We start from the raw sequence: 25435 nt of genomic DNA on the forward strand, positions 1-25435 counted from the left end.
AAAAAGAAATACGCAAACGCTTTGAGAATAGAAAAAAAAGATGAAGCAAATTTGCTTCATCTTTCATCATTCGTTTATTTCTGTGGTTCTTTTGCCACAAATTGGGCTTCCACCCGATAGATCCGCTGCCCGCGGCTTGAGAATTTTTCTTCATATTCCGTCATGATATTGTTCTCAAAGGAACTGTTATGCAAGTCCAACCAAACTTGTTTGATAATCATGCCGTATTGAGAAAAGCTCGCTAAGGAATACTCAAACAATCCTTGGTTATCCGTTTTGAAATGGATCTCGCCGTTGGGACGTAAAATCTGCTCGTCGACTGCTAAAAAGGCTTTGGAAGTCAAACGGCGCTTCTCATGCTTCTTCTTAGGCCATGGATCAGAAAAATTCAAATAGATCTGGTCTACTTCATTGTCTGCAAAATAGTTGGTCAATGCGGAACCATCGACATGCAGCAGTTGCAAGTTCGGGATCTCCTGCTCGATCATTTTATCTAATGCGATCGAAACGACACTAATCTGCATTTCCACACCAATATAATTGATCTCGGGATGAGCTTTCGCCATTTCCGTAATAAATTGGCCTTTTCCCATTCCAATTTCGATATGCAGCGGGTGATCATTGCCAAAGCGTTCATGCCAACGCCCTTTCCATTCAGTAGGCTCTGCCACGACGTATTCTGGATGAGCGTCAATCAGCTCTTTTGCACCTGCACGTTTTCTTACTCTCATGTTTCTTCCTTTCCGAAAAAACAAGATGGAACCAAATTGCCTCGCTCCATCTTCTCTTCATTCGCTATAAATTCGTTTTAATTGTAAAATCTCTGCATTCATGGCTTTGTAATCGCCTCGCAGATAATATTTTTTGACCTCTTGCAGCATACTCAACAATGCGTACCAATAAATCTTTTCGATCACTTCGCTGCTGCTGTGGATACCATAGCGCACGAGCCAATGAGACCAGCCAGATAATGGCACATAGTGACCTAAAATAGTGCCGATATCGATTGCCGGATCTGCAAACATCACGGAATCCCAATCGACTAAATACAAATAGTTTTGACAAACTAGCCAATTTCGATAATTGACATCGCCATGGACGACCGCGGCTTTCTGCTCGTCAAAAGCTGGAATATTGGTTTTTAAATACTCGGTGACCAAATGAATAAAACGGTTTTGGGCGACCGCAGAAGGCAGCTGATCCTGATAATCCATCAGCATCTGTTCAGGCGATCTGACTTGTCCGCCGATTTTGCTTAGCATCTGTGCCAACGTTTTTGAATGATGCAAGTGATACAACACATCAATGACATCATTTCTTTGGCCGATTTCATCGGGATCTAAGACCCGTCCATCCAGCCATTCTTGTGCGGAGAGCGTATCCCCATTTCCCGTCCGTTTCGTCCAGACGAGTTTGGGTGCAATGCCCTCTTTAGAGAGTGCCGCAAGCATCGGGGTCGTATTTCGTTTGATAAAGACTTTGTCGTTGTCCTTGAGCCCGATATAGGCTTTCCCGGTGTCGCCTTTGATTGGCCGCATACGCCAATCTTGATCCAAGCGAATATCCATCCTAGCTTCTCTCCTTATTTCGCAGTACCTCTTATTCTAGCTTCCTAATGGGTCGCCGTCAAGCGCATATGCGTTCGCTTTTTGTAAGAGAGGCCACTTGTGGATCAGGCGTGCATTTTCTTTAATCGCTCTGGCAAGTAGATGCCTAAAAAAAGACCCGCAAACCCTAAGAAGCCAAGAAACGCGATACCGCCTTGCCAAACAAAAGGCAAGCGCAAGCAACAGATCACACCGAAAAGAACTGCGGTCACCAGTAAGAGTGCCCCAAGAATTTTTTTGATCGCTGCGGCTTTTTGTTTTTCTGGCACGGGATACAGATGTGTCAAAACCATGTATTGAAACTCATTGATCAAAGGAATCAGTTGGAAACCGATCAGATAAAGAAACAAGCAGCCGATCAGCAGACTGATCCAAAGCTCATCGACAAAGAATAAGACGAACCCACCAATCAAAGTCAAACGGACATAAAGCCCGCCATATTGCCCCCCACGGATCACTCGGCGCAAGTAAAGATAGAGGTACGTATTGCTGTGCACTGGTTTGATCTTTGCCAGCAGCCAGTCGAGGTATTTGCGCCGTTTGGCTTCCGTCGTGATTTGGGGAACATCTGTAAATAAGTTGATAAAACGATAGATACGCATTAAGCGCGACTGTTCGGCTTGGATCATATAGTCCCAATCCAAAAGCTGGCTATTGGCTTTCAGTCCAAAGAGGAACCAGATTGCTTGGAGGATGCTGATCCCCAATCCTAGCCAAGGTGCTACATAAATACTGGCAAGTGTGGCAGCAAACATACTTGCGAACCAGATGCCTCGCTGCTGTTTGACTTGCTGCTGAGTTTCTTGATACAAACGAATCCGTTGTAGTGAAAGATCCCCCAGTTTTAAGAGCCACATCATCCCTAAAAAGTATGGGAATGAGGCAAAGGTGCTGTTTGCTGTGACCACGACCAAAGGCATCGTTGCCCCTACGGCTAAAAATAAAACCCCAAAGGGCAGCCAGAGGGAATAACGTAACGCTTGGCTGAGATAACTTGTCATTTGTCCTTCTTTGGCTAACAGAAAAATCAAATCTGCCGGTTTCGTCAGTGTCGCTAAGCGTCCCAGCGGTAAAACAAAGAGCCAAACAGCGACCACGATGATGCCGCCTAATGGAAACGGCCGCGGCAATGTTTTTAGCAATTCAGAATAATAGAGCCCCAGACCTCCGACTAAGAAGGTGCTGATCAAAGCAAAATGATCATTGAAGACATAGCGCAAATAGCGTGTCATCTGTTTTTGATGCCGCTGTAAGCGTTGCGAGAAAAACTGCTTCATGCTTGACTCTCCTTTGTCAGTGCGAGGTACAGATCATCAAGGGAGGCTTCTGGTGCTTGAAATTGGCTTCTTAGTTCCGCCAATGTCCCTTGTGCGCGGATCTCACCGTTATGCAAGAGGATGAATTTGTCACAATACTTCTCTGCGGTTGCTAAAATGTGGGTGGACATCAAAATAGATGCCCCGGTTTGTTTCATCTCATTCATCAGTTCCAATAACGCATTGATCGCTAAAGGATCTAATCCTAGAAAGGGTTCATCAATGATGTAGACACTCGGCTCAATCAAAAAGGCACACAGTACCATGACTTTTTGTTTCATCCCTTTTGAAAAGTTTGCCGGGAACCAATCGAGTTTGTTTTCTAAGCGAAAGGTTTTTAGCAGGCGTTCTGCTCGCTTCATGGCTTCTTCTTGTGGAAGATCGTAGGCCATCGCCGTCACTTCAATGTGCTCTCTTAAGGTCAATTCTTCATATAAAGAAGGGGTTTCGGGGATATACCCGATTTGTTTGCGGTATTGCTCTGGGTTTTCTTTAAGGGTCAAGCCGTCAATCGTGATGGTGCCGCTGTGAGGTTGCAGTAAACCGATGATTTCTTTGATCGTCGTACTCTTCCCTGCCCCGTTCAAGCCGATCAAGCCAACGAGCTCCCCATCGCCGATCGTAAAATCAATATTTTTTAAGACTGGCAGCTGATTATAGCCGCCTGTCACGTTTGCTACTTGTAAAGTCATTTTTTCCCTCCGATTCGCCTGATTATGGCTCTTTGTCAACGTAGGCTCTTTTTGTTCAATTCAGTCAGCTGGCAAAACAGTTGTTTATTTTTCTTTATTCGTGACTTGCAGGATAAATTCATTTTCTCCCACTGTAATGATTTCTTGCGCTAGTTCTTGGCTGCCAAAGCGCTCTTGCCACGTTTGTGCTTCGCTGGCTGGAAAAACGACCATTTGGATCGCACCAGCGGCAAGACGGGTGGTAAAGGCTTGGACAGCGGCTGGTTCGGCATAAGAAACCAGGCTGATCCTCAGCTCTTCTTTTTGATACCCTTGGTCTATTGCCCATGCTTCAACGGCTGCTTCCAATTCACTTTGCACCGCAGGGTCCATTGCTGTTTCAGTGACAATGGCGGCATTGACTACTTCTTCTTGCGGACGTGTCAGAGAATAAGTGATTGAACCAGCAAACACCACAAACAGCGTGATCGCGATCAACCACTCTTTATAGGCATAGGCTAAGTAGCGAAGCTTCGCTGAAGTCGTTGTTTTTTTCTGTAAGGTTTCTTTAATGATCGGTTTCATAGGTTCCTTCTTTCCAAATGATTTCTGATATTAAGTCTAGGGTTGTTGGAATCTAAATGCAAGCGTTTCTCGCTCGCTTTTCGCATTTCTTTAAAAAAGCGCCTTTGTTGAAGGAACAGTTGCCTTGTTGCGACTTTTTCAAAGAGGAAACCAGACGAAAAAAAGCAAAATATGGTAAAGTAGAGGTAATAGATCAAGGAGGTTTTTTACAATGGAAAATTGTATTTTTTGTAAAATCAATAATCGTGAGATTCCTAGCTACAAAGTCTACGAGGATGAGCAAGTCTATGCCTTTTTAGATATTTCCCAAGTCACCCCTGGTCATACATTGGTCATTCCCAAAACGCATGTGACGGATATTTTCGAGTACGATGAAACGTTGGCAGCAGCGGTTTTTGCCCGTATCCCTAAGATTGCTCGGGCGATCGAAAAAGCATTCCCTGAGATCGAAGGCTTAAATATCATCAACAACAATAAAGAATTGGCGTACCAATCCGTCTTCCATTCCCATGTCCATTTGATTCCTCGCTACAGCAAAGACGATGATTTCAAGATCCATTTTGGCAATCATGCAGAGAATTACACGGGGGAAGAGCTGGCGGCAATCGCCGAAAAAATTGGAAAGCAGGTGAACTAAATGATCGGTAATTTTCTTAAAGGACTTTTGTTCGGTTCCATCGCCGGCGGTTTAGGCGGTTTGCTTTTTGCACCAAAAAGCGGCAATGAAACCCGTGAAGAATTGATTCGCTATTTAGATGACACGACAGAAGCGACCTTAGAATTCAATGACAGTGTCAAACAGCTCAAAGATGCTGTGATGGTAACCCGCAAAACGATCGACGAAACGATCCCAGTTGTGACCGAATCTTTCACGAAAGATTTGGAAGCCTTCAAATTCCAAGCACAACCGCGCCTTGCTCGGATAAAAACCCAAATGGAACAATTGAATCAGCACATCACGACGATTCAAGCTCAAAGCGCCGAGGATGACAAACAAATCGAAAATTTGTAGTTTTTATGAATTTTGTTTGAAACATCCGCTGTTTTCTTTCCAACCATTTCTAGAAGTGGTATAGTAGGTGCAGTGATTATTATGAATCTTTTTAGAATTAGGAGTGCTTAAACGAATGAAGAAAAAATTAATTTTAGTAGCAGTCAGTGCAATGAGTCTTTTTGCATTAGCGGCTTGTGGTAACTCAAGTGAGGAAATCGCAACAATGAAGGGCGGTAAAATCACTGTTCAAGATTTTTATGACCAAGCAAAAACAAGTTCAGAAAATCAACAAGCGTTGCGTCAAATGATCGTCTTAAAAGTGTTTGATGAAAAATACGGTGATGACGTAACAGAAGAAATGATCGACGAACAATTCAATAATGTGGCTGAACAATATGGCGGCAGTGATTCCTTTGAATCAACATTGACTGCCTCTGGTTATACGGTGAAATCTTACCGTGCAGAATTGAAACAACAACTTGCGTTACGTGAAGGCTTAAAAGCCAACATGGATATCACTGATGAAGACATGAAAACTGCTTGGGATTCTTTCCACCCTGAAGTAGAAGCACAAATCATCAAAGTAGCAAGTGAAGATGATGCCAAAGACGTCTTAGAAGAAGCGAAAAAAGATGATGCAGACTTTGGCGAAATCGCTAAAGAAAAATCAACGGATGCGGCAACAAAAGAAGATGGCGGAACGATCAAATTCGATTCTACTTCATCAGCTGTACCAAGTGAAGTAAAAACAGCCGCTTTTGACTTAAAAGATGGTGAAATCTCTGAAGTGATCTCTGCAACCAACACGTCAACTTACACGACGGAATACTATATTGTGAAAATGGTGAAAAACCAAGACAAAGGCAACGATATGGATAAATACAAAGATGAATTGACTGAAATTGCTCAAAACACTTTGTTGAATGATTCAACCTTTATGGCAGCAACGATCGGTCAAGAATTGCAAGCAGCTAATGTGAAAATGAAAGACTCTGACTTAGCAGACTTGCTTTCTGATTACATCACAGCGGCCGAAACAGAAGATTCAACTGCTGACTCTTCTGCTAACGATGCAACGGACAGCTCAGCGGCAGATTCTTCTGCTACTGATGCAACCGATGATTCTACTGCAACGAGTGAAAGTGCTACAGATTCTTCTGCTGAATAAACGAAAAAAGAAGTGCCGTCGTAGCGGCGCTTCTTTTTTTATGCTAATTAGGTTAATATTGCCGATTCAGCTACTTTTTCCAACATCTGAAAAACCACGCTAAGCAAGCCTAGCGTGGTTTTTGTTCTTTCCGTCATTCACTTTGGTTGATCGTGCTACAAGGTCACGGCTACACTTCTTTCGGTACATAAAAACTCCGATTGTCCATGCCAAAAATTCGGTCTGTGTATTGACCTGGTTCCGTTAAACGAATCGACGTCAGCATCATTTGCATGGAAGCATCCAAATTATCGATCTGATGGAGGATCTCCGCTTCCATTATGCGGGGGCGAACAGGTGACCCATATTCTAATAAGCCATGGTGGGCTAAAACCATATGCCGCAAAACAACGATATCTTCTTCTTTGTCATCAAATTTCAAAGCCATACAGGCTTGCGTGATTTCTTCATCCACTAAGACCAAATGCCCTACTAGATTCCCCGCCAAGGTATACTCTGTCGTCATCGGACCTGTCAACTCGATCACTTTTCCTAAATCATGCAAAATGATACCCGCATACAGTAGTGAAGCATTCAATTCAGGATACTCTTTGACGATTGCTTTTCCTAACCGCAGCATAGTGGTCGTATGATACGCCAATCCACTAGCGAAGGCATGGTGATTGCGCTTCGCAGCTGGAAAGTCAAAGAATTCCTTTTTATACTTGTTCATTAAGAAACGGACGATCCGATTCCAGTGAGGATTCGTGATCTCAAACAAGGTTTGACTGATTTCTTCTTCCATCTCTTCTTTTCGCAAGGGTGCTTTTTCCATGTATTGGCTTGGTTCATGGGGCTCTTCCGGTTTCGCTAAACGCAAATGCATGATTTTAACTTGCGGATTGCCTTGGTAGACCTCCCGTTTTCCATCTAGCAGTACTACTTTCCCGGGTTCAAAACGGGCGATTTCTTCATCTGATGCATCCCAGAACTTTCCGTCGATCGTGCCGGATGTATCTTGAAAGGTGAAGGCAATAAATTTTTTGCCGTTTTTCGCGATCCGCACATCGGCATTCTTGATCAGCAAGAAAAGTTGAAACGTTTCATCAACAGTTAATTCACGAATTTTTTTCATGGGCTTATTTGGCCGATCAGCCAAATCTTTCACTTCCTTTACTCAGATCCTGGATAGGCTGCTGGTACTTCTGATAATAGCTTACCATTTCTTGGTCAGAAGACAAACAAATTACTTGATAACTTTGCCCAAACTCTTTTAACAGTGCGGCAAAGCGTTCCTTACGAACACTGTCATAATGCAACCAACCATCATCAATAATGATTGGACACAATGGGTGATTTTTTTGCAGCGCTAGATAACCGAAGCGTAACGCCATGATTAACTGATCCTTCGTGCCTGTGGACAGGTCGATGATCGAAAACGTCTCGCTGGCATTTGCCGCTACCAACAAGCCATTTTCCAAAAGAATCTTTTGATAACGTCCGTTTGAAAGCTGTTCAAAATAGGTTGAAGCAGCCGACAATAGCTGCGGCAATTGCTGTTCTGACAACTCGGTCGTAACATCCGTTAAAATCGAAGCCGCCAACTGACGACTCCCCCATGCCACAGCAAGTTCTTCAATGACCGCCTTTAGCTCACTTTCTTCTTGATAAAGCTGATTCAAGGTGCCATTTTTTTGACTAGCTGCTGCTTCTAATTCCAAACGCTGTTTTTGCTCCGTCAACTGCTGTATTTGTGCCTGAAGCTGTGTTTGCTGCTGCTTGATCTGGTCTTTTTGCTGCAGCAATTCTGCTTGCGTCACTGGTTTAGGATAAATCGGTGTTAACATCACCGCCAATTCTTCTGCTCGCTGCTGCGTGCGTTGCGCCGCTTCCCATTGCTTCAACCAGAGGCTGATTTCTGCAGGGTGATCTAAGCCTTGTTGCTGTAAGAGATCACTGGCCTGGGAAAGCAGCTGGTCGCGTTCATTGCGGGTGCGGGTCAACTGTTGGGCCAGCAGCGTGCTAGGTTGTTGCAGTCGTGAAAGCTTGATTGTTTGCATCTCTTCATTAAACCTCTGCAAGATCGCTGCTTTTTCTAACAAGGTTTTGTTTTGCAACGGCAGCCACTCAGCATAAGGTCGGAACTGCTCGTCAAAGGGTGCCAGTTCTTCTGCGACGGCTTGCCGTTCTTGATAGGCTTGTTTGCGCTGCTGTGAGTAGGCTTGATAGCTAGCAACATCTTCATCATAGGCTAATAAATACGACTGCCAGCTTTCCACCGGCAAATTACCAAAAAAGGGTGTCAGGGCTTGGTGGGCACGATCGATCTGCTGCTGCTTTTGCTGCTGTTCATTTCCCAGCTGCGCCAACTCTTCGCCCAGCAGATCCAGCTGCATGAGAACCGTCTGCCATTCCTGTTTGATGCCTTGTTGTTTGTTTGGCGCTGCTTTCATCAACGGCAAAACACTGCCAATGATCGCTGCGATCCCTACACCTAGAGCAAGCCAGCGCCACGGACTCGGCAAAAAGATACCGATCACTACTAGCAGCCCACCGACGATCCCTAGCGGCCATAGCGGGCGAGAAACCGGCTTGCGGCCAATCAATTGAGGATGCTGCTGTTCTAAGCGAGCTGCGGTGGCTTGCAAAGGCTGCGCTTTTTCTTCTAAACGCATCATGCGCTTTTCGAGCTCTTCTAACTGCACACGTTCTTGTAGTAAACGTGTGGTTTGTTCATGGATCGAAGCCGTTACTAGCGGCGGCGATTCTCTGCTCCATTGGCGCTTTTCGACCAAGCGATTCAGCTCCGTGATGGCGACGGCTTCTTGATGATTGGCCGCTGCTTCACGATCTGCCAAACGCACCATCGTCACTTGCTGCTGCAGCAAGTGATTGATTTGGTGCTCGTGATCAAGGTAAAAGAAATACTTATCTGATTCTTTTCCTTGCTCCAACTGATCTAATTCAGCTTCTTTTTTGCGAATTTCTTCCGTCAGCTGCTGATACTGCTGATAAAACTGTTTGATGGCTTGGACTTGCTGAGGATCGGCTAACGTATCTGCTGGTGCCATTTGCTGCCACTCTTCATAAAGACCCCAATGACTCATCTGCTGCTGATTTTCCTGATAGGCTTCATTCAATGCTTGAAACTGGTGTCGCAAGTCTTGGATCTGTTCTTGCAACTGGGCGATCTGCTGATACTGCTGTTGGATGCGGCTTTCTTCGCTTTCTTTTTCCGCAATCGTTTTTTGCAGTTTTTCTAATTGTTTTAACGCCTGATTCAAAGGCAGCTTTTGCCCCCGTGGCTTGTATTGCTGCTGATTGATGGTTTCATATTGTGCCACTTGCTGCAGCATTTTTTGACTGCCGCTGATTCCCAGAGAAATCAACGCTTGGTGCAGCTCATTTTCTTCTAGCTTATCGATCTGGGTCAATTGCTCTTGCTGAAAGGTAAAGACATCGAAGAACAATGCTCGATTGAGGGGCTGCAGGTGTTGTGCCAGCCATTGCTCATCGACCGTCTGACCAGCGACATGGACTTTGGCACGACCGCGGTCTACATGCCGATAGCGTTCCACGATCACTTCGCCGAAGGGTTCCAGCGCCAACCATAACTTGCCACCGTAAGCTGCACCGTTTTTGGGGGTATAGTCTTTTTTCTTGGCTGTCTTTTTCGGAAAGCCAAATAAGATGGCGGCAATAAATTGATACAATGTCGATTTTCCGATCTCGTTGTGCCCAAAGAGCAGCTGATTTTGCGGATGAAAGGCAAAGCTTTGTTCATGGTATTTCCCAAAACCGGTAATCTCTGCTTTTAAAATTCTCATGACTGCTCCTCCCATTGAAAGTCGTCTTTCAACAATTGCTTGGCTTGCTGCAAGACTTCTTCTTGAAATGATTCATGGGTGATCCCCCGCTGGATCAGCGGATGCTGCAATAGATCGGACAGTCGGTCCGCAAAGATCTCTGGTGACTCATACATCGCTAAAAACTGCAGCATATAGTCTTGTGGTACCGCCAATGCGATCTTGTCTTCATTGGCTTGCTCGACTTCAAGGGCATAGATTACTTGCAGCGGCTCTGTTTGTGCCAACCGTTCATTGAGGTAGGTCAGCCATTCATTTTTTTCCGCAGCTGGAAACCAATCTGGCGGCAGCTGCTGCACATCGGTCAACACCAGATGCAGCAAGCGCGAACGAGGACTTTTTAAGCGCTCGATGATCGCTGGCAATACGGCATTCGAGGCGGTCACATCCGCTAAGGAGACCACTTGCTTTTGCCAAGCGATTTCCGCAATCTCCAAGCGCTCGATTGTTGGTCCTTGTGGCGATAATTCTGCCAAAATCACCCCAGTCGCCTGCTCTTTCTTGGTCTTTCCTTGAGGCGTACCGGGATAGAGGATCGGTGGTTGCTCTGAGAGCGTCTTAGGTACATGGATGTGCCCCAAGCCCCAATAATCATAGCCTTTTTGCTTCATTCCACTGATTGAAAAGGGGGCATACCGTTCACCGGCTTGATCCCCGTGGTAAAGCCCAATATGGTAATCCACCGCTGCTCTTGCGGGAAATTCTGTTACTTTATTTTCAGCGATCCAAGGATGTTGGTAGCTAAATCCACTGATTGCATAGGTTTCACCGTTTTTCGTTGTTCCTTGTACCGTTTGAACTTCTTCCGATGAAAAGAGAATGACGTTTTCTGGAAAAGCAAACCAATACCGTTGCGGATCATAATAATCATGGTTGCCGAAAATCATATAGACTGGGATCTCTGCTTCTCCCAGTCGTTGCAGTTGGGCAAAAAAGTCATGCTGCACTTTTAGACTCGGCCGTGCTTGATGGAATGTATCCCCAGCCAGCAAAACAAAATCGACCGCTTTTTCTAAAGCAACATCCACCAAATTACGGATGATTTTTTGATTGATAGCAGGGAGTTGGGTCTTCACTTTTTCAGATAACAGATGGACCCCTTCAAATGACCGGTCGATATGCAGGTCTGCACTATGTAAAAATCGCATTTCTTTCTCCCTCCTTAATGCTTCTATCATAACATTTATCAGTCATTTCGTCAGCAAAATACGAAAATTTGTTCGCCTTTTTCATAAAAAAAACCAAAGAAGCGCTTTTGAAACTTCTTTGGAAACGACTCTTGCAGTTGCAGCCGGTTTCTCTGAAGTTTCACTTGCTTCTTTGGTCTTTGTTTGTTGGCGATTACGCTTCGTATAGATCTCTTACAGGACCCATGATGATGCGGTTCAAGTCATTGGCCACTAAACTGAAGGCTTGCTCTTTTTGCATCAAGTCAGAAACGATGCCGTCTTGTTGAATTTTTTGCGATAATTCTTGGGCTTTTTGCGCTTCTTCTTCCGTCATTTCTTCGCCAGCCATCATTTTTTGTTGCAGGCTTTGTTGCAACTCTTGAAACTCTTTGAATAACGCGTACGCTTCTTCATTTGCTTTCAAACGGTCGAAAGAACCTTTCAGATCTTGAAATTGTTCTGACTCCCGTAATTCACGTTCTAATTGGTTTGCTGTATCATAAATATTTGCCATTTTGACGCCTCCTCTTTTTTTCTAGTATACCATTCTTCTCAGGTTCTAGACTAGCAGTTGCCTAATTCCTTTAATTTCCACTAATGGAATTCCACAAGCCGCCAAACAATTCTTTCGTTCCTTCTTTGATCTTGCTGCCGAATTCCTTCATACCTTCTTTGGCGCTTTCGGCAAAGTCATCGATGGTTTGTTGCCAATCATTGCTATTTTGTGACGTACTGCTATCAGGATCTGGTACCTCATCGGCTGCCATTAATTTTCCGCCTGTCCAATAAGCGTCTGCAACTTGGAATTGGGTGCCTTGACTATAAGGCAGTAAGCTTTCGGCCTCTGCTTTAAATATTTTCCCAACAACTTGTCCGCTAGTTCCCGTTAAGTAATGATCTTCACTCACATGTTCAAATCCTAGCCAGGTTGACAGAACCATATCAGGAGTATAGCCGACGATCCATTGGTCATTGACCTTAGAAGCATCAAAGTTGGTCTCTGTCGTACCCGTCTTACCGGCGATCGTAAAGCCGTACGGACTAGCACTAACCCCCGTCCCGTTAGAGAAGGTTCCTAGCATCATGCTCGTCATTTTATCAGCGGTCTCTTTAGAAATCACGCGTTTGCCTTGCACAGACGTATTGTCAACGATCACGGCACCAGTTGAATCAACGATTTTGGTGATCAAATGCGGTTTGTAGTAATACCCGCCATTAGCGAAAACGCCATACGCTGCTGCCATCGTCATTGGAGATTCCCCTTTTTCCAAACCACCTAATGCTAAGCCATAATATTTGTCGGATTCGGTCAAGGAAAGACCGAATTCTTGTGCTTTGCTATACCCGCGATCTAAGCCGATCTCATGCAGCAGCCAAACTGCTGGCAGATTCAAACTTTGGGCGAGGGCTTGATACATGACTGCTTCGCCAGCATAGGTCCCGTCAAAGTTTTGAGCATCATAAAAATCAAGGGGCTCGTCTTTCAGGACACTGTCCGGTTCAAACCCAGCTTCTAGGGCAGGGGCGAAGACGCTGATCGGTTTGATCGTGGAACCTGGTGAACGTTTCATTTGCGTGGCAAAATTAAATCCTCTAAAGACGTGCTCACCACGACGACCCACCACCGCTTGCACCCCACCGGTATTCGGATCAAGTGCGACAGAGCCAGATTGCACCATCGTGCCATCAGCGGCATTTTCAGGGAACAAGGCATCGTTTTTATAGGCAGCTTCCATTTGTGCTTGGTAGTTTTGATCCAGGGCTGTATAGATCTTGTAGCCGCGATTCATGACATCATCGGCGTCCAACCCATAGGATTCGGCTTCGTCGATGACCGCATCGAAATAATAAGGATACTTATAGCCAGATTCTGAATTGCCAAATCCATCATAAAGTAAATTGGCTAAGGCAACTTGTGATTCTTGGTCAGCAACGGACTGGTCCAACTTGCCGTTATCCACCATCAAACTCAAAACAGTGTCGCGACGGTTCGTGGCGTTTTCCAGATTGTCGATCGGGTTATAGATCGAAGGACCTTTGAGCATCCCCACCAACGTCGCAGCTTCTCCCACGCTTAGTTCAGAAGCATTGACACCGAAATATTTTAGCGAGGCATCTTGAATGCCCCAAACCCCGTTACCGAAATAGGAACTGTTCAAATACATTTCTAAAATCTCATCTTTAGAATATTTCTTCTCGATCTCGATCGCTAAGAAAAGCTCCTTGGCTTTTCGACTAAAGGTTTGATCCAAGGACAGATAGGCATTTTTAGCAAGCTGCTGGGTGATGGTACTTCCCCCACCGCCTTCGGCACTGCGGTTGACCAGCATACGTAGGGCTGCCCGAGCGATCCCTTTGATATCAAACCCGTGGTGATTATAGAAGTTGCGGTCTTCAGTTGAGATCAAGGCGTTGACCACATCACTGGAGATGGCATCAAGAGAAACGTACGTGCCTTTTTGCGAGTACAACTGCCCTGCTTCATCACCATTGGCATCAAAAATCACCGTCGATTCTTTCAGACCTGACTCTAATTCACTGACTTTCGTATTTTTGGCGATATAAAATAAATACCCGCTCATGATTAAGATAGCAACTAAACTAAGTAAAATAAAAATTTTATTTACGTGGTATTTTTTCCAAACCCGCTTGCGCCATTGATGAAATTGCTGCAAATACGGTTTTAACCAGCGCCAAAAGGTCAGCCAACCGGTCTTTATTTTGTGAAGGATGTGTTTCCAATCCATTACTTCACGCTCCTTTGGTTAAGTGTAGCATAAATGACTTTCTTTGTTATACGGCTCTAGACGTAATTTCATTCGAAAAGAATGCTTTATTATTCTAGCATTGAATACTCTGTTTTTTATTGTTTTTTTTATAAGAAAAGCTTAAAGATGCTATAATAGTCGGTAGCGAATAGCAAAGAAAGGACGTTATTATGGAATACACCATGACTTTACCCGAAAATCACCCGCCCATGCCGCTTCGCGATTTGTTGGAACAGGAGTGGCTCGTTCCACGAAAAGTGCGCCATTTTCTGCGCACACGGAAAAATGTGGCCGTCAATCAGCAGCCCGCGATGTTTCATCAAGAAGTTCGTGGCGGCGATCAAATCACTTTGATCATTGAAGACAGTGATTACAGCTACCAGCCGATCCAGTTAGGCCAAGCGGACAAAGTCGACGTACTTTTTGAAGATGAACACTTATTGGTGCTGAACAAGCCGGCCGGGGTCAAGACGCACCCAAATCAGCCATTAGAAGCCGATACTCTGTTGAATGATGCAGCTGCTTACCTTGCGCCGAAACAGCAGCAGCCTTATGTGGTCCATCGTCTAGACAAAGAAACCAGCGGTGTGGTTTTATTTGCAAAAAATCCTTTGGTGTTGCCGATCTTGGGCCGAATGCTGGAAAACAAACAGATTTTCCGTCGCTATCAAGCCACTGTTTTGGGGAAACTTACGCAAGATCAAACGATCGCCAAAAAAATCGGTCGTGACCGTCACGATCGTCGCAAGCGGATCATTGACTCCCGCAACGGTCAGTCAGCCGTCACCCATGTAACCATCGCCCACGCCCAACAAAAGACAACCAATGTGTATTGTGTGTTAGAAACTGGTAGGACCCACCAAATTCGCGTCCACCTTGCCAGCATCGGTCATCCAGTCGTTGGCGACCCGCTTTACCAAAACAAACCAGCGCCACGTTTGCTGCTGCATGGCTACGAATTGCATCTAGAGCATCCTTTTACCAAAGAACAGTTAGTGATCATCGCTCAACCGGGCTTGTGGTAAGCAACCAAAAAGCATGACGACTTGAGGAATCCCTCTTGTCAGTCATGCTTTTTGGTTTCAGATGATTTTCTCCATGCTTCTACTTGGTATTTTGGTTTATAGCGGTAAGTAAGCTGCTGGATCAACGAAATCTGACCACAACGTCTTACTCAGTCCAAAGTGCAGATGGACGCCTGTCGAATTTCCAGTCGTCCCCATCGTACCGACTTGGTCGCCGACTGCAACGGTCGCCCCCTTTGAGACACTGACAGCTGTTAAATGAAAATAATACGAGTAAAAGCCATTATCGTGAGCCAAAATCACGTAATTTCCAGTGCTTGGGCCATAGCCAGCATCTTCTACCTGTCCATCACGAGCGGCGACGATTTTCTCCCCCGCTTGACCTGTGAAGTCGATCCCGTCATGCTGCGTCCCTGAAAAACCAGTCGGGTCTGCTCGAGTACCAAAACCGCTGGAGATCGACACGGAGCCAGTGATTGGCAGTGAAAATTCACTGGCTGCCGCTTTCTCCGCTGCTTCTTTGGCTTTTTGTTTCGCTTCTTCAGCTGCTTTTGCTTCTTGCTCCACTTTTTCTTGTAGGTCTTGCACTTGGGCTTGCGTCTGCTGCAGCTGCTCTTGTTGGGACTGCAATTCTTTTTTGGCTGTTGCTAATTGTTCTTCGCTATGTACTAATTGGGCTTGCGTCAAGGTTTGGTACGAAGTGATTCGTTGTTGTTCGGCTTCTTTTTCCGCCAATTGTTGGTTCACTTCCCGTAAAGCCGCTTGTTGTTCACTAAACTTGCGTAGTTGCTGGATCGTGGCTTGCGGTCCATCGACTACCAGACTGCTTTGCGCTTGGCTTCCTTGGTGCTGGGCTTTTTGATCATTTAGTGCAGTGATCTGCGTTTGAACTTCCTTGCTTTCTTCTGCCAATTGGCTTAATTCTTCCTGATAATCCGCTAATTGACTTTCCAACGCTGTGACTTTCTGTTGGCTGGTGGTGACTTCGTCTTCATAAGAGGCTAGTTCTGTGGTCAAAACCGTCAGTTCCTCGCTGCTCTTGGTTTCAGCAGCATAACTGATAGCTGGCTGGAAAAGCGGCAACGTAAGGGCGAGCAATAAAAAAATCTTTTTCTTCAATGAGGTAACTCCTTCTTTTTTTAGTAGCTTGGCTACTTTAACATGCTTATTCATGAAAAAAAAGAGGGTTTTTCCAACAGTTTAAAGTCTATTGTTGCAAACTTTCATGTAAATCACCTATAAAACGGGCTTTTTTTACAAATATTGCAGCCGAATAACAACTTTCATAAGAATTTCTTTAGCTCGCCTAACGGTCTTTCTTATCGATGAAAAACGAATATTCTAACACCTGGAAAAGAAAAGGTTTTCAAAAGGTCATGGGTATCGTAGAATGGGGAAAGAGATCACGTTGAAAGGAGAAAAATATGGATAGACCAACATTTTCTGTTAAATAATTCCACATTATTTAACAAGGAGAAACGACATGAAACTGATAACACTTAATGAATCTACTTTATCTGAGAATAAATTATTAAAACGATTGTTTATTGAATCAAAAGAACATTTTTTTAAAATAGAAGGACGCGAGCCTCTTGCTCCCTTAGTTGATATTAACAAAGTCATTCCCGAGATTCCCAAAGAAGCCTGTCACTGTTTGAGTATTTACTACTTTGAGCAACTGATCGGTTATTTATGGGTATTTGATGACTCTCCGACAAGTTTCTATATTCTGCATTTTTATATCAGTGAACAATATAGAAATTTAGGTTTTGGCAAACTTGCTCTTAGGGAACTTGAAAACAGCTACTACAATCAACAATTAAAAACAGCTGAATTGGTCGTATCTGGCGTAAACTTTGTTGGTCTAAAGTTCTGGCAATCAGTCGGTTTTGACAAAATCATCGATGTTTATAAGCCCGACGAAATTGGGTCGTTTTCAACAGAACTTGAACTACAAAAAAATTATTCATTTCATGAGAAGGATATTGTCCTTCTGCTGCCTTTTGAAAGAGTAAATAATTTATCGAGAAGTGAACTGATTCTTTCAGAAAAACAAACAGATGCTACTTTTGCATTATCCGTACCCGAGGCAATCAAAGAAGCGAGTAAAAATCTTACTATGATCTCATACTTGATTTGCTTAAATAACGAAGTGGTCGGTTATACTTCTCTTGCTTTCGATGAAACTGATTTAAAATCAGAGAATCGAAACTGGTTATGCCAGTATACTATTAAGAAAAGTGATCGAAGTAAAGCCTATGCTGAAAAAGTAATGCCTATAATCATCAATCACTTTCTCCATCGAGGAGTACCAGACATAACTTTATCGATCAACGCCTCTAACGAACAAGCCAAAGACTTTTATCAAAAATTCGGTTTTGTTCATGTGGGACACCAAGGTGTAAACAAAATTTTGATGAAAAAAATACTATTTTAATAAAAGCCTCAAACTCTGCAATGAGTTTGAGGCTTTTAATCATTTAGTATCTCTATCAAAGCGTATACTTATCCTCGCTCTTGCAGCTTCGCCAATTCCTCAGGAGTCAATTCCCGATACTCGCCTAATGCCAAATCATCTGGCAGGGACAGGCCTCCCATGCGAATCCGTTTCAAATAAACGACTTCTTTTCCTACTGCATGGACCATCCGTTTGACTTGATGAAACTTGCCTTCATGGAGGATCAGTTTGATTTCGCTGCGCGTTTCGTCTTCATCGACGTTGAGGATCTGCAGTTCAGCCGGCAAGGTCCACTCGCCGTCTAATTTGATGCCTTTGGCAAAGGTTTTTTGATCCTCCGCTGTCATGATTCCCTCGACTTGGGCATAATATTCTTTTTCCACATGCTTCTTAGGCGACAATAATTGATGCGCCAATCCGCCATCGTTCGTAATCAGCAAAAAGCCTTCGGTGTCTTTATCCAACCGTCCTACTGGAAACAAATCTTCGCGAAACGCTTCTTCAGAAAACAAATCTAAGACCGTCTCTTCATAGGAATCGACGGTTGCCGAAATCACTCCAGCGGGTTTATTCAGCAAATAATAAAACTGGCTTTGATAGACGATGGGTTCCCCCTCAAAACAAACGGTATCTTGTGTTTCTAGTACTTGCGCTTTGTCACTCTTGATGACTTGTCCATTGACGGTCACGAGACCTTTTTTGATCAACTGTTTCACTTCTTTGCGGGAGCCATAACCCATATCCGCTAAAAACTTGTCTAAACGCATCGGTTTCTTCCTTTCATATAAAACAGCCGCCAAGGTCTCACAAAGGAGGCTCAGCGGCTGCTTCTAGTTTTATTTGATGTGTAATTTCTGGCGTAAACGAACCATTGATGAGCCGAGTAGTTTTTCAGCTAAACGCAATTTCAGCGCAATGTAGATGTACACACTGCCACCGACTCCTGCTACTAGCAAGCTCAAGATAAAGGCTTGGACTTTTCTTTCAGAGCTAAAGATGAGACCAAAGAGTTGGCGGGCGATCAACGCTGCGATCACCATAATGATCGTCATCGCGCCAATCAATAACGTCCGTCGCAACGTTAAGTTTACATTGAAATGGCCTTTGCGTATCATCTTGCGAATGTTCAGCCAGCAGACGATCCCTAAAGCAATCGTCGTGGAAACTAATGGGCCATAAACTTGGAACAACCGAATCGCTGGATACTGCAGGATCAACTTCACCAGCAACCCTACAAAGAAGAAAACAACGGCTTCTTTGTTGTGGTACATTCCTTGCAGCATACTAGAACTAAGCATAAACAAGCCCAAGACCAGACCAGACAGACAGGCAGCGACTAAAACGCTCGCTCCTAACGCATCTGGACGATAAAACAAGGTGTATAAGGGATAAGACAGCACGATCATCCCAAAGGTCGCTGGGAACATTACAAAGGAATACAATTGTAAGTTATTGCTGATCAATTTAGCTAAGTTCTTTTTGTCTTTTTTGGCGACTGCTTCACTGATCAAAGGCAAGCCTGTTGAAGCCATGGAAGTAGCTAATCCGATAACCACCATCGTCAACTTATCAGGGTTGCTACCGAAAATCGCCATTAATTCTAAGAGCTGATCATTTGAAAATTCAGTAAAACTACTCATGATCCGCACAAAGGTGTATTGATCCACCAATTTTAAAATCGTGATCCCAGAACCAACGATAATAAAAGGGATCGCTTCTTTGATGGTCGCTAAAACCAATTCTTTGGTTTGCAACACGGTTTCTTCTTTGCTCATATCGACTAAGACGTCCATCCGTACCCGTTGCTTTTGGAAGTAATAGCCTAAAACCAAAATACTGGCTAAGACACCGATAAAGGCGGCAAAGGTCGATTGCGTCACAGCCGCCGTGTATTCGCCTTCGATAACCCGCATAATGATGAAGGTCGCCAAAAGCATATAGCAGACGCGGGCGATTTGTTCGACAACTTGCGAGATCGCAAAAGGTTTCATGTCTTGGTTTCCTTGGAAGTATCCTCGCATAACACTCATACAAGGAAAGACCAATAGTGCAATGCTCAATGAGCGCATTGCAGGAATCAATTCTTCCCCGCCACCTGAAGCCGTTGCCAACCATGGGGCTGCCAAATACATGATTCCGGCGGTCACCACGCCAAAGCCTGCCATCAATTGGAAGGCCCTTAAAAAGAGCTTCTGGCTGGTGCGGTATTCTTGGCGAGAATTATAAAAAGAAATCTGCTTGGCAATTGCCGATGGAATCCCAGCAGTTGAGATCATTAAAAATAAGGCGTAAACATTATAGCCCATCCCAAATAACGCATTTGCTTTATCTGCATTTGCCCCCATCCAATAATACCAAGGTAAAATGTAAATGGCGCCAAGCAAACGTGAACCGATATTGCCCATTGTCATCCAAGCAGATCCTTGAGCCATTTTTTCTTGTGTAGTTAATTCTTTTGACACTGAACGCATGTGATTATCCATCGCCATTATCTCCAACTTTCTACAAACATATCCCTTCCATTTTAATTCGAAAAAGAGTTGGTCGCAATCTATTTTTGCAACATCTTAAAGTTTCTTCAAAATAAGAAGAAAAAAAAGAAAACTTTTCCCTCCTAAACGGCGGTTTTTAGGAGTTATGCTATAATAAGAGAAATCTTTAGAGGAATGAAGGAGAACAACGATGCAAAAGGAACTCATTACCGTGCCACAGATCCGCAAACTCTTATTGCAGGAAAACCTACTAAAAGAAATCATCACCCCCACTGATTGGGTTTATACCGTGCCGCAAGAAATGACTGATATTGCCTTTACCTCCTTAAGTTACGACTCGCGAACGGCCAATGCGGCAACGCTTTTTTTCTGTAAAGGGGCTTCTTTTAAAGAAAGCTACCTGGCCGCCGCCATTGATCAAGGCATTCAGTGCTACATTTCAGAAATACCTTATGACAACTTCGCAACCTACGGGATCATTGTTACGGACATTCGAGAAACGATGGCAGTGATCGCTCAAGCGTTTTATGGTAACCCGCAAGAACAGCTAGTGACCATCGGCATCACTGGCACAAAAGGCAAAACCAGCTGCGCCTATTTTGCTCGGGCGATTTTAGCAGAATCGACGGGTCAAAAAGTAGCATTCTTTTCATCGGAGGAAAACTCAGTCGATGGAAAAACCTTTAATGAAGCAGTGTTGACGACTCCCGAAACACTGGATCTTTATAAAATGATGGCTGAGGCTGTTGCAAACGGCATGACCCATCTTGTAATGGAAGTTTCTTCTCAAGCGTATAAAACCAAACGGGTCGCCGGCATTACCTTTGATATTGGCGCGTTCTTGAATATTTCGCCTGATCACATTGGACCGGTGGAACACCCGACTTATGATGATTACCTTTACTGCAAACGGGAACTGATCCGCAACAGCAAACAAATGATTTTAAATCGTCAAAGCGATCACTACCACTTGCTGCGAGAAACTTGTGAAGTCCATCAAGTTCCTTATATCACCTACGGACGTTCAGACGCCGATTATGTCGTCCAAGAAGGAATGGACCTAAAGAGTTTTGCCCTGACAGCTGCTTCTGATGTCTTGCAGGTCTCTGGTGAATATCAACTGGGGATCTTAGGTTCTTTCAACCATGAGAATGCCGCAGCGGCGATTTTGGCTGCCTGCTTAGCGGGTGCCTCTCGTAAGGACGCTCAGAAAGTCCTGCCGACAGTGATCATCCCTGGACGAATGATCGTTTTAGAAAAAGAAAATGGCGCCGTCATGATCGTTGACTATGCCCACAATTACCTGAGCTTCCAATCATTAAGTGAACTTGCCCGTCAATTACGCCCAGATGGCCGCCTGCTTTTTGTCACTGGCAGTGCTGGCGGAAAAGCCCAATCTCGCCGAGCAGATATGGGACGAGCGCTAGGAGAATATGCGGACAAAGTCTACCTGACCAGCGATGATCCTGATTTTGAAGAAGCAGCTGCGATCGCAAAAGAAATTGCAGATGCTATCACCAATCCTGAAGTTGCCATCATTCATGAGATGGATCGGGCTCAAGCCGTCAAATTGGCGATCGCTGAAGCAGACGGTCGTGATATCGTGATTATTGCGGGCAAAGGCGCCGAACAATACTTGAAAGTCGCTGGAAAAAAAGTCCCTTACATCGGTGACTTGACCTTAGCGCAGCAGCAAGCCAAGCACCAATAGCAACAAGTTGTCTCAACAAAAAAAGCTTTCAGATGATCCATTAAATCATCTGAAAGCTTTTTTCCTGTGTGATTAAGGTTGTTCATCTTCGTAAGTCTCATAGACATAGGGTGCGCCATCATAACGGAATTCTGTTGAAATGGCAGCGTCAAGGTCTTCGGTAAACATTCGCTTGCTGAAAGGAAACAAAAAGACTTGCCCTTCTTTGGCATCTTCGGCTGCTAAACGGTAAAACAGCTCTTCTTCTGTTAATTGTTGATTCAACTGTTCCAAGACATCGGCAGTGACTGCCTCTTCTTCATAGCCAGGTTTGGCAATCCGTGCATAATCTTCAAAAAAAGCCGTTTGGCCTTCAAATGATTGATACTCCATGTAAGTCCCCTCTTTCTTTTCTCTTTCTTTATTATACGAGAGTCTGTGAGGATCAGCGAATAATATGATCGCTAACAAGCGGAAATTTGGCTTTTTTAGCGCTTAAATATGTCAGAAACATTTCAAGTGTATTACGAATCAATTATTTGACAAAATCAGATTGAACACGTATCCAAATTTTGTATAATGATACATAGAGACTATAAAAGGGGCAAATGTAATGAACAACGCAAAGAAAAAATTATTCGTCGGTACTGGTGCTGCAATTGGTTTTGTCGCAATCGTTGCTATGATGGCTCAGTTCATGATTTCCAATCATCTATTTGGCGGAAGTGATGCTTCATCAGAAATTTTCACTCGCGCTACGTATCCAAACGGCTTTCTACTAGTGATCTTGATTCCATTGGTCGCAACAGCCGCTTTGTTCTATGGTATCATTCGCAAAAAATAACAAAAAAGTGTTGCTGAGAACCACTCAGTAACACTTTTTTTCTTTGTCGCTACCAAAAAGCTGCCTAACAGACCATTGACCTGTTAGGCAGCTACTTTTTTAGCGTTTAGTTTGCAACGATATTGACCAATTTATTGGGTACGACGATCACTTTGCGGATTGTTTTTCCTTGCAGCTGTTCTTGGACAAGTTCGTTTTCTTGGGCCAATTGTTCAAGCACAGCTTTTTCTGCGTCTGCTGGAACCATTGCTTTAGCACGAACTTTGCCGTTGACTTGAAAGACGACTTCGATCTCATCTTCCACTAGGGCACTTTCGTCATAGGTTGGCCAAGGCACATAAGAGATCCCATGGTCATTCCCGAGGATCGACCAGAGCTCTTCACCGATATGCGGTGCGATTGGAGCCAATAGCTGCACAAATCCTTCGACATACTCGTAAGGTAAGGCATCAGCTTTATACGCTTCATTGACGAAGACCATCAATTGGGAAATCGCTGTATTGAAATGCAGCTGTTCATAATCTTCCGTCACTTTTTTAACCGTTTGGTTATACACCTTCGACAATTTTCCATCGTTGAATGTCGTGATGCGGTCGCGCATTTTGCCATTTTCATCGACGATCAAGCGCCACACGCGATCCAAGAATTTGCGACTGCCTTCAAGGCCATTCTCATTCCAGGCGATCGATGCATCCAATGGTCCCATAAACATTTCATATAGACGCAAAGTATCTGCACCGTATTGATTGATGACATCATCTGGATTGACGACGTTGCCGCGGGATTTCGACATTTTTTCATTGTTTTCCCCAAGGATCATCCCTTGGTTGAACAATTTTTCAAATGGTTCTTTCGTTGGTACGACACCGATATCATACAAGAATTTATGCCAGAAGCGAGCATAAAGCAAATGCAAGACAGCGTGTTCCGCCCCACCGATATAAATATCGACTGGCATCCAGCGTTTCAATTTATCATAGTCTGCCAAAACAGACTTATTATGAGGATCGATAAAGCGTAAGAAATACCATGAGCTTCCTGCCCATTGTGGCATCGTATTGGTTTCGCGACGTCCTTTTTTCCCAGTTTCTGGATCGGTGACATTGACCCAATCCGTGACATTAGCTAATGGCGATTCCCCAGTACCGCTTGGTTTGATATTGTCGGTTTTTGGCAAACGCAATGGCAGCTGATCTTCAGAAAGCGCTGTGGTCGTCCCATCTTCCCAATGGATGATTGGGATTGGTTCACCCCAATACCGTTGGCGAGAGAACAACCAATCGCGAAGACGATAGCTGACTTCTTTTTTCCCAACATGGTTTTCTTCCAACCATGCGACCATTTTTTCAATGGCTGTCTCTTTGTCTAGCCCATCCAAAAAGTCTGAATTGATATGCAGTCCATCTTCGGTATAGGCAGATTCTTCCACGTTGCCCCCTGCCAATACAGGAATGATCTCTAAGCCAAATGTTTTGGCAAATTCGTGGTCACGTTCGTCATGGGCAGGAACCGCCATGATCGCACCTGTTCCATAAGAAGCCAAAACGTAATCGGCGATCCAAATCGGGATCTCTTTGCCATTCACGGGATTGATGGCATAGGCACCAGTGAAGACACCGGTTTTTTCTTTGGCCAAATCTGTTCGGTTCAAATCAGATTTTTTCGATGCTTCTTCTACATAGGCATCAATGGCTGCTTTTTGTTCTGGGGTAGTGATTTGGGCCACTAGCTCATGTTCTGGTGCCAATACAGCGTAGGTCGCACCAAACAAGGTATCTGGTCGAGTCGTAAAGACGGTAAAGTCTTTTTCCATCCCTGCCACTTTAAACGTTACGTTGGCTCCGACAGAACGTCCGATCCAATTGCGTTGCATTTCTTTGATGCTTTCTGGCCAATCAACTTCTTCTAAATCGTCCAATAAACGATCAGCATATGCCGTGATTTTTAGCATCCATTGGCGCATCGGTTTGCGGATCACATCATAGCCGCCCCGTTCGCTCTTGCCGTCAATGACTTCTTCATTGGCGATCACAGTTCCAAGCTCTGGTACCCAATTTACCGGAACTTCGGCTTCATAAGCTAACCCTTTTTCATAAAGCTTGGTAAAGATCCATTGCGTCCACTTGTAATATTCAGGATCTGTCGTATTGATTTCACGATTCCAGTCATAGCTGAACCCTAGCGCATTGATTTGACGGCGGAAGGTCTCAATATTTTTCTTCGTAAATTCCGCTGGATCATTTCCTGTATCTAGTGCATATTGTTCGGCAGGCAGACCAAAGGCATCCCAGCCCATTGGGTGCAGTACATTGTACCCTTGGCTGCGTTTGAAGCGGCTCAAGATATCCGTAGCCGTATAGCCTTCTGGATGTCCGACATGTAATCCTTGTCCGGATGGATATGGGAACATATCTAGCGCATAAAATTTTGGTTTGTCCGGCTCATCATGGGTGTTGAACTCATTTTTCTTTGCCCAATATTTTTGCCATTTTTTTTCGATTTCTTTGTGATTGTAATTCACGATGGACTCCTCCTAAAAATTGGTGCTTTGCTCGTCAAATCAACCAGCAAAACTTAAAAAAAGTCCTATAAAAATCGCTATGATTTTTATAGGACGTTATCAACGTGGTACCACCTAAGTTTATCTGCTCCTCAAAAAAGCAGACCTCGATGTTTTAACGGCCATCGCCGTATCTGCCTAGCCAAATCAGGTTCAGTCAGATATCACTCGAAGACGAGTTCGAAAGGTGTGCTGTGCATTTCCACCAACCATGCACTCTCTAAAAGTCCCACCGTAATTCTA

22 protein-coding genes and 1 other annotated feature (1 of these 23 running past the window's edge) are annotated in these 25435 nt (G+C 44.3%); of the genes, 7 read left to right on the forward strand and 15 right to left on the reverse strand.

Features of this window, described 5'->3' with window-relative positions:
• Window positions 1–74: 74 nt before the first annotated feature.
• The 5 genes from trmB to IGI86_RS15530 all read right to left on the reverse strand — a co-directional run bounded on the left by trmB (window position 75) and on the right by IGI86_RS15530 (window position 4179).
• Complete coding sequence (gene trmB, locus IGI86_RS15510; protein WP_005233410.1) at window positions 75–731, reverse strand: tRNA (guanosine(46)-N7)-methyltransferase TrmB; 657 nt, start codon at window positions 729–731, stop codon at window positions 75–77.
• Window positions 732–788: 57 nt separating this feature from the next.
• Entirely contained in the window at window positions 789–1568 is a 780-nt protein-coding gene (locus tag IGI86_RS15515; RefSeq protein WP_005233409.1) for a phosphotransferase family protein, read from the reverse strand.
• 104 nt (window positions 1569–1672) lie between these two features.
• Entirely contained in the window at window positions 1673–2884 is a 1212-nt protein-coding gene (locus IGI86_RS15520) for an ABC transporter permease (protein WP_430617527.1), read from the reverse strand.
• Window positions 2881–3615, reverse strand: coding sequence for an ABC transporter ATP-binding protein (locus IGI86_RS15525; protein ID WP_005233406.1), 735 nt, complete (start codon window positions 3613–3615; stop codon window positions 2881–2883). Before IGI86_RS15525 ends, IGI86_RS15520 begins: the two co-directional genes overlap by 4 nt.
• Window positions 3616–3699: 84 nt before the next feature.
• A complete protein-coding gene (locus tag IGI86_RS15530; protein ID WP_005233404.1) occupies window positions 3700–4179 on the reverse strand; it encodes a hypothetical protein in 480 nt (159 codons plus the stop codon).
• A gap of 211 nt (window positions 4180–4390) precedes the next feature.
• Between IGI86_RS15530 and IGI86_RS15535 the strand changes: the two genes are divergently transcribed.
• The 3 genes from IGI86_RS15535 (at window position 4391) to IGI86_RS15545 (ending at window position 6341) form a co-directional block, all read left to right on the forward strand.
• Window positions 4391–4816, forward strand: coding sequence for an HIT family protein (locus IGI86_RS15535; RefSeq protein ID WP_005233401.1), 426 nt, complete (start codon window positions 4391–4393; stop codon window positions 4814–4816).
• Complete coding sequence (locus IGI86_RS15540; protein ID WP_005227717.1) at window positions 4817–5191, forward strand: YtxH domain-containing protein; 375 nt, start codon at window positions 4817–4819, stop codon at window positions 5189–5191. It begins immediately after the preceding gene.
• A 115-nt stretch (window positions 5192–5306) separates the two neighbouring features.
• Window positions 5307–6341, forward strand: a complete 1035-nt coding sequence (locus IGI86_RS15545) for a peptidylprolyl isomerase (protein ID WP_218193034.1) — start codon at window positions 5307–5309, stop codon at window positions 6339–6341.
• 169 nt (window positions 6342–6510) lie between these two features.
• Here IGI86_RS15545 and IGI86_RS15550 read toward each other — a convergent pair whose 3' ends face one another.
• From IGI86_RS15550 to IGI86_RS15570, 5 genes are all read right to left on the reverse strand, one after another.
• Window positions 6511–7455 carry a 3'-5' exoribonuclease YhaM family protein gene (locus IGI86_RS15550; protein ID WP_430617956.1) on the reverse strand — a complete coding sequence of 315 codons (945 nt, stop codon included), beginning with the start codon at window positions 7453–7455 and terminating at the stop codon, window positions 6511–6513.
• A gap of 16 nt (window positions 7456–7471) precedes the next feature.
• Window positions 7472–10147, reverse strand: a complete 2676-nt coding sequence (locus tag IGI86_RS15555; RefSeq protein ID WP_430617528.1) for an AAA family ATPase — start codon at window positions 10145–10147, stop codon at window positions 7472–7474.
• A complete protein-coding gene (locus IGI86_RS15560) occupies window positions 10144–11334 on the reverse strand; it encodes a metallophosphoesterase family protein (protein WP_430617529.1) in 1191 nt (396 codons plus the stop codon). The genes IGI86_RS15555 and IGI86_RS15560 overlap by 4 nt, the downstream gene beginning before the upstream one ends.
• Window positions 11335–11527: 193 nt before the next feature.
• Window positions 11528–11869, reverse strand: coding sequence for a YlbF family regulator (locus IGI86_RS15565; protein WP_005227708.1), 342 nt, complete (start codon window positions 11867–11869; stop codon window positions 11528–11530).
• A 70-nt stretch (window positions 11870–11939) separates the two neighbouring features.
• Complete coding sequence (locus tag IGI86_RS15570; protein ID WP_008382020.1) at window positions 11940–14102, reverse strand: PBP1A family penicillin-binding protein; 2163 nt, start codon at window positions 14100–14102, stop codon at window positions 11940–11942.
• A gap of 191 nt (window positions 14103–14293) precedes the next feature.
• Between IGI86_RS15570 and IGI86_RS15575 the strand changes: the two genes are divergently transcribed.
• Window positions 14294–15148, forward strand: coding sequence for an RluA family pseudouridine synthase (locus IGI86_RS15575; RefSeq protein ID WP_016620005.1), 855 nt, complete (start codon window positions 14294–14296; stop codon window positions 15146–15148).
• A 96-nt stretch (window positions 15149–15244) separates the two neighbouring features.
• On the opposite strand, the gene IGI86_RS15580 is transcribed toward IGI86_RS15575, so the two are convergent.
• Window positions 15245–16321: a M23 family metallopeptidase gene (locus IGI86_RS15580; RefSeq protein ID WP_016620004.1), complete on the reverse strand. Its 1077-nt coding sequence runs from the start codon at window positions 16319–16321 to the stop codon at window positions 15245–15247.
• Between the two features lie 310 nt (window positions 16322–16631).
• Here IGI86_RS15580 and IGI86_RS15585 point away from each other — a divergent pair, with 310 nt between their 5' ends.
• Window positions 16632–17585 carry a GNAT family N-acetyltransferase gene (locus tag IGI86_RS15585; protein ID WP_196043840.1) on the forward strand — a complete coding sequence of 318 codons (954 nt, stop codon included), beginning with the start codon at window positions 16632–16634 and terminating at the stop codon, window positions 17583–17585.
• Window positions 17586–17653: 68 nt separating this feature from the next.
• Here the strand turns inward: IGI86_RS15585 and IGI86_RS15590 are convergent, their stop codons facing one another.
• Together IGI86_RS15590 and IGI86_RS15595 are read right to left on the reverse strand one after the other, a co-directional pair.
• Complete coding sequence (locus tag IGI86_RS15590) at window positions 17654–18373, reverse strand: pseudouridine synthase (protein WP_008382017.1); 720 nt, start codon at window positions 18371–18373, stop codon at window positions 17654–17656.
• Window positions 18374–18442: 69 nt separating this feature from the next.
• Window positions 18443–20089 carry a putative polysaccharide biosynthesis protein gene (locus IGI86_RS15595; protein ID WP_008382016.1) on the reverse strand — a complete coding sequence of 549 codons (1647 nt, stop codon included), beginning with the start codon at window positions 20087–20089 and terminating at the stop codon, window positions 18443–18445.
• Between the two features lie 199 nt (window positions 20090–20288).
• On the opposite strand from IGI86_RS15595, the gene murE reads away from it, so the two are divergent.
• Window positions 20289–21809, forward strand: coding sequence for a UDP-N-acetylmuramyl-tripeptide synthetase (gene murE / locus IGI86_RS15600; RefSeq protein ID WP_430617530.1), 1521 nt, complete (start codon window positions 20289–20291; stop codon window positions 21807–21809).
• 72 nt (window positions 21810–21881) lie between these two features.
• Here the strand turns inward: murE and IGI86_RS15605 are convergent, their stop codons facing one another.
• The gene (locus IGI86_RS15605; RefSeq protein WP_008382014.1) at window positions 21882–22181 is read right to left on the reverse strand and encodes a DUF5960 family protein; all 300 of its coding nucleotides are present in this window, start codon (window positions 22179–22181) and stop codon (window positions 21882–21884) included.
• A 220-nt stretch (window positions 22182–22401) separates the two neighbouring features.
• On the opposite strand from IGI86_RS15605, the gene IGI86_RS15610 reads away from it, so the two are divergent.
• Window positions 22402–22632 carry a hypothetical protein gene (locus tag IGI86_RS15610; RefSeq protein ID WP_005233376.1) on the forward strand — a complete coding sequence of 77 codons (231 nt, stop codon included), beginning with the start codon at window positions 22402–22404 and terminating at the stop codon, window positions 22630–22632.
• A 106-nt stretch (window positions 22633–22738) separates the two neighbouring features.
• On the opposite strand, the gene leuS is transcribed toward IGI86_RS15610, so the two are convergent.
• Complete coding sequence (leuS, locus tag IGI86_RS15615; RefSeq protein WP_144331056.1) at window positions 22739–25153, reverse strand: leucine--tRNA ligase; 2415 nt, start codon at window positions 25151–25153, stop codon at window positions 22739–22741.
• An 86-nt stretch (window positions 25154–25239) separates the two neighbouring features.
• Window positions 25240–25435 (reverse strand) — a binding site (T-box leader) (it continues 24 nt past the right edge of the window).

This window comes from Enterococcus sp. AZ188 (assembly GCF_050544075.1).
Classification (GTDB): Bacteria; Bacillota; Bacilli; order Lactobacillales; family Enterococcaceae; genus Enterococcus_D; species Enterococcus_D entomosocium.

Bases quoted from the DNA above. Each gene is read 5' to 3' on its own strand.
- IGI86_RS15540 (WP_005227717.1), top strand. From the start codon at position 4,817: ATGATCGGTAATTTTCTTAAAGGACTTTTGTTCGGTTCCATCGCCGGC.
- trmB (WP_005233410.1), bottom strand. From the start codon at position 731: ATGAGAGTAAGAAAACGTGCAGGTGCAAAAGAGCTGATTGACGCTCAT.
- IGI86_RS15605 (WP_008382014.1), bottom strand. From the start codon at position 22,181: ATGGAGTATCAATCATTTGAAGGCCAAACGGCTTTTTTTGAAGATTAT.
- IGI86_RS15570 (WP_008382020.1), bottom strand. From the start codon at position 14,102: ATGGATTGGAAACACATCCTTCACAAAATAAAGACCGGTTGGCTGACC.
- murE (WP_430617530.1), top strand. From the start codon at position 20,289: ATGCAAAAGGAACTCATTACCGTGCCACAGATCCGCAAACTCTTATTG.
- IGI86_RS15575 (WP_016620005.1), top strand. From the start codon at position 14,294: ATGGAATACACCATGACTTTACCCGAAAATCACCCGCCCATGCCGCTT.
- IGI86_RS15535 (WP_005233401.1), top strand. From the start codon at position 4,391: ATGGAAAATTGTATTTTTTGTAAAATCAATAATCGTGAGATTCCTAGC.
- IGI86_RS15595 (WP_008382016.1), bottom strand. From the start codon at position 20,089: ATGGATAATCACATGCGTTCAGTGTCAAAAGAATTAACTACACAAGAA.
- IGI86_RS15520 (WP_430617527.1), bottom strand. From the start codon at position 2,884: ATGAAGCAGTTTTTCTCGCAACGCTTACAGCGGCATCAAAAACAGATG.
- IGI86_RS15550 (WP_430617956.1), bottom strand. From the start codon at position 7,455: ATGAAAAAAATTCGTGAATTAACTGTTGATGAAACGTTTCAACTTTTC.
- IGI86_RS15525 (WP_005233406.1), bottom strand. From the start codon at position 3,615: ATGACTTTACAAGTAGCAAACGTGACAGGCGGCTATAATCAGCTGCCA.
- IGI86_RS15590 (WP_008382017.1), bottom strand. From the start codon at position 18,373: ATGCGTTTAGACAAGTTTTTAGCGGATATGGGTTATGGCTCCCGCAAA.
- IGI86_RS15545 (WP_218193034.1), top strand. From the start codon at position 5,307: ATGAAGAAAAAATTAATTTTAGTAGCAGTCAGTGCAATGAGTCTTTTT.
- IGI86_RS15555 (WP_430617528.1), bottom strand. From the start codon at position 10,147: ATGAGAATTTTAAAAGCAGAGATTACCGGTTTTGGGAAATACCATGAA.
- IGI86_RS15530 (WP_005233404.1), bottom strand. From the start codon at position 4,179: ATGAAACCGATCATTAAAGAAACCTTACAGAAAAAAACAACGACTTCA.
- IGI86_RS15565 (WP_005227708.1), bottom strand. From the start codon at position 11,869: ATGGCAAATATTTATGATACAGCAAACCAATTAGAACGTGAATTACGG.
- IGI86_RS15560 (WP_430617529.1), bottom strand. From the start codon at position 11,334: ATGCGATTTTTACATAGTGCAGACCTGCATATCGACCGGTCATTTGAA.
- IGI86_RS15515 (WP_005233409.1), bottom strand. From the start codon at position 1,568: ATGGATATTCGCTTGGATCAAGATTGGCGTATGCGGCCAATCAAAGGC.
- IGI86_RS15580 (WP_016620004.1), bottom strand. From the start codon at position 16,321: ATGAATAAGCATGTTAAAGTAGCCAAGCTACTAAAAAAAGAAGGAGTT.
- IGI86_RS15610 (WP_005233376.1), top strand. From the start codon at position 22,402: ATGAACAACGCAAAGAAAAAATTATTCGTCGGTACTGGTGCTGCAATT.
- IGI86_RS15585 (WP_196043840.1), top strand. From the start codon at position 16,632: ATGAAACTGATAACACTTAATGAATCTACTTTATCTGAGAATAAATTA.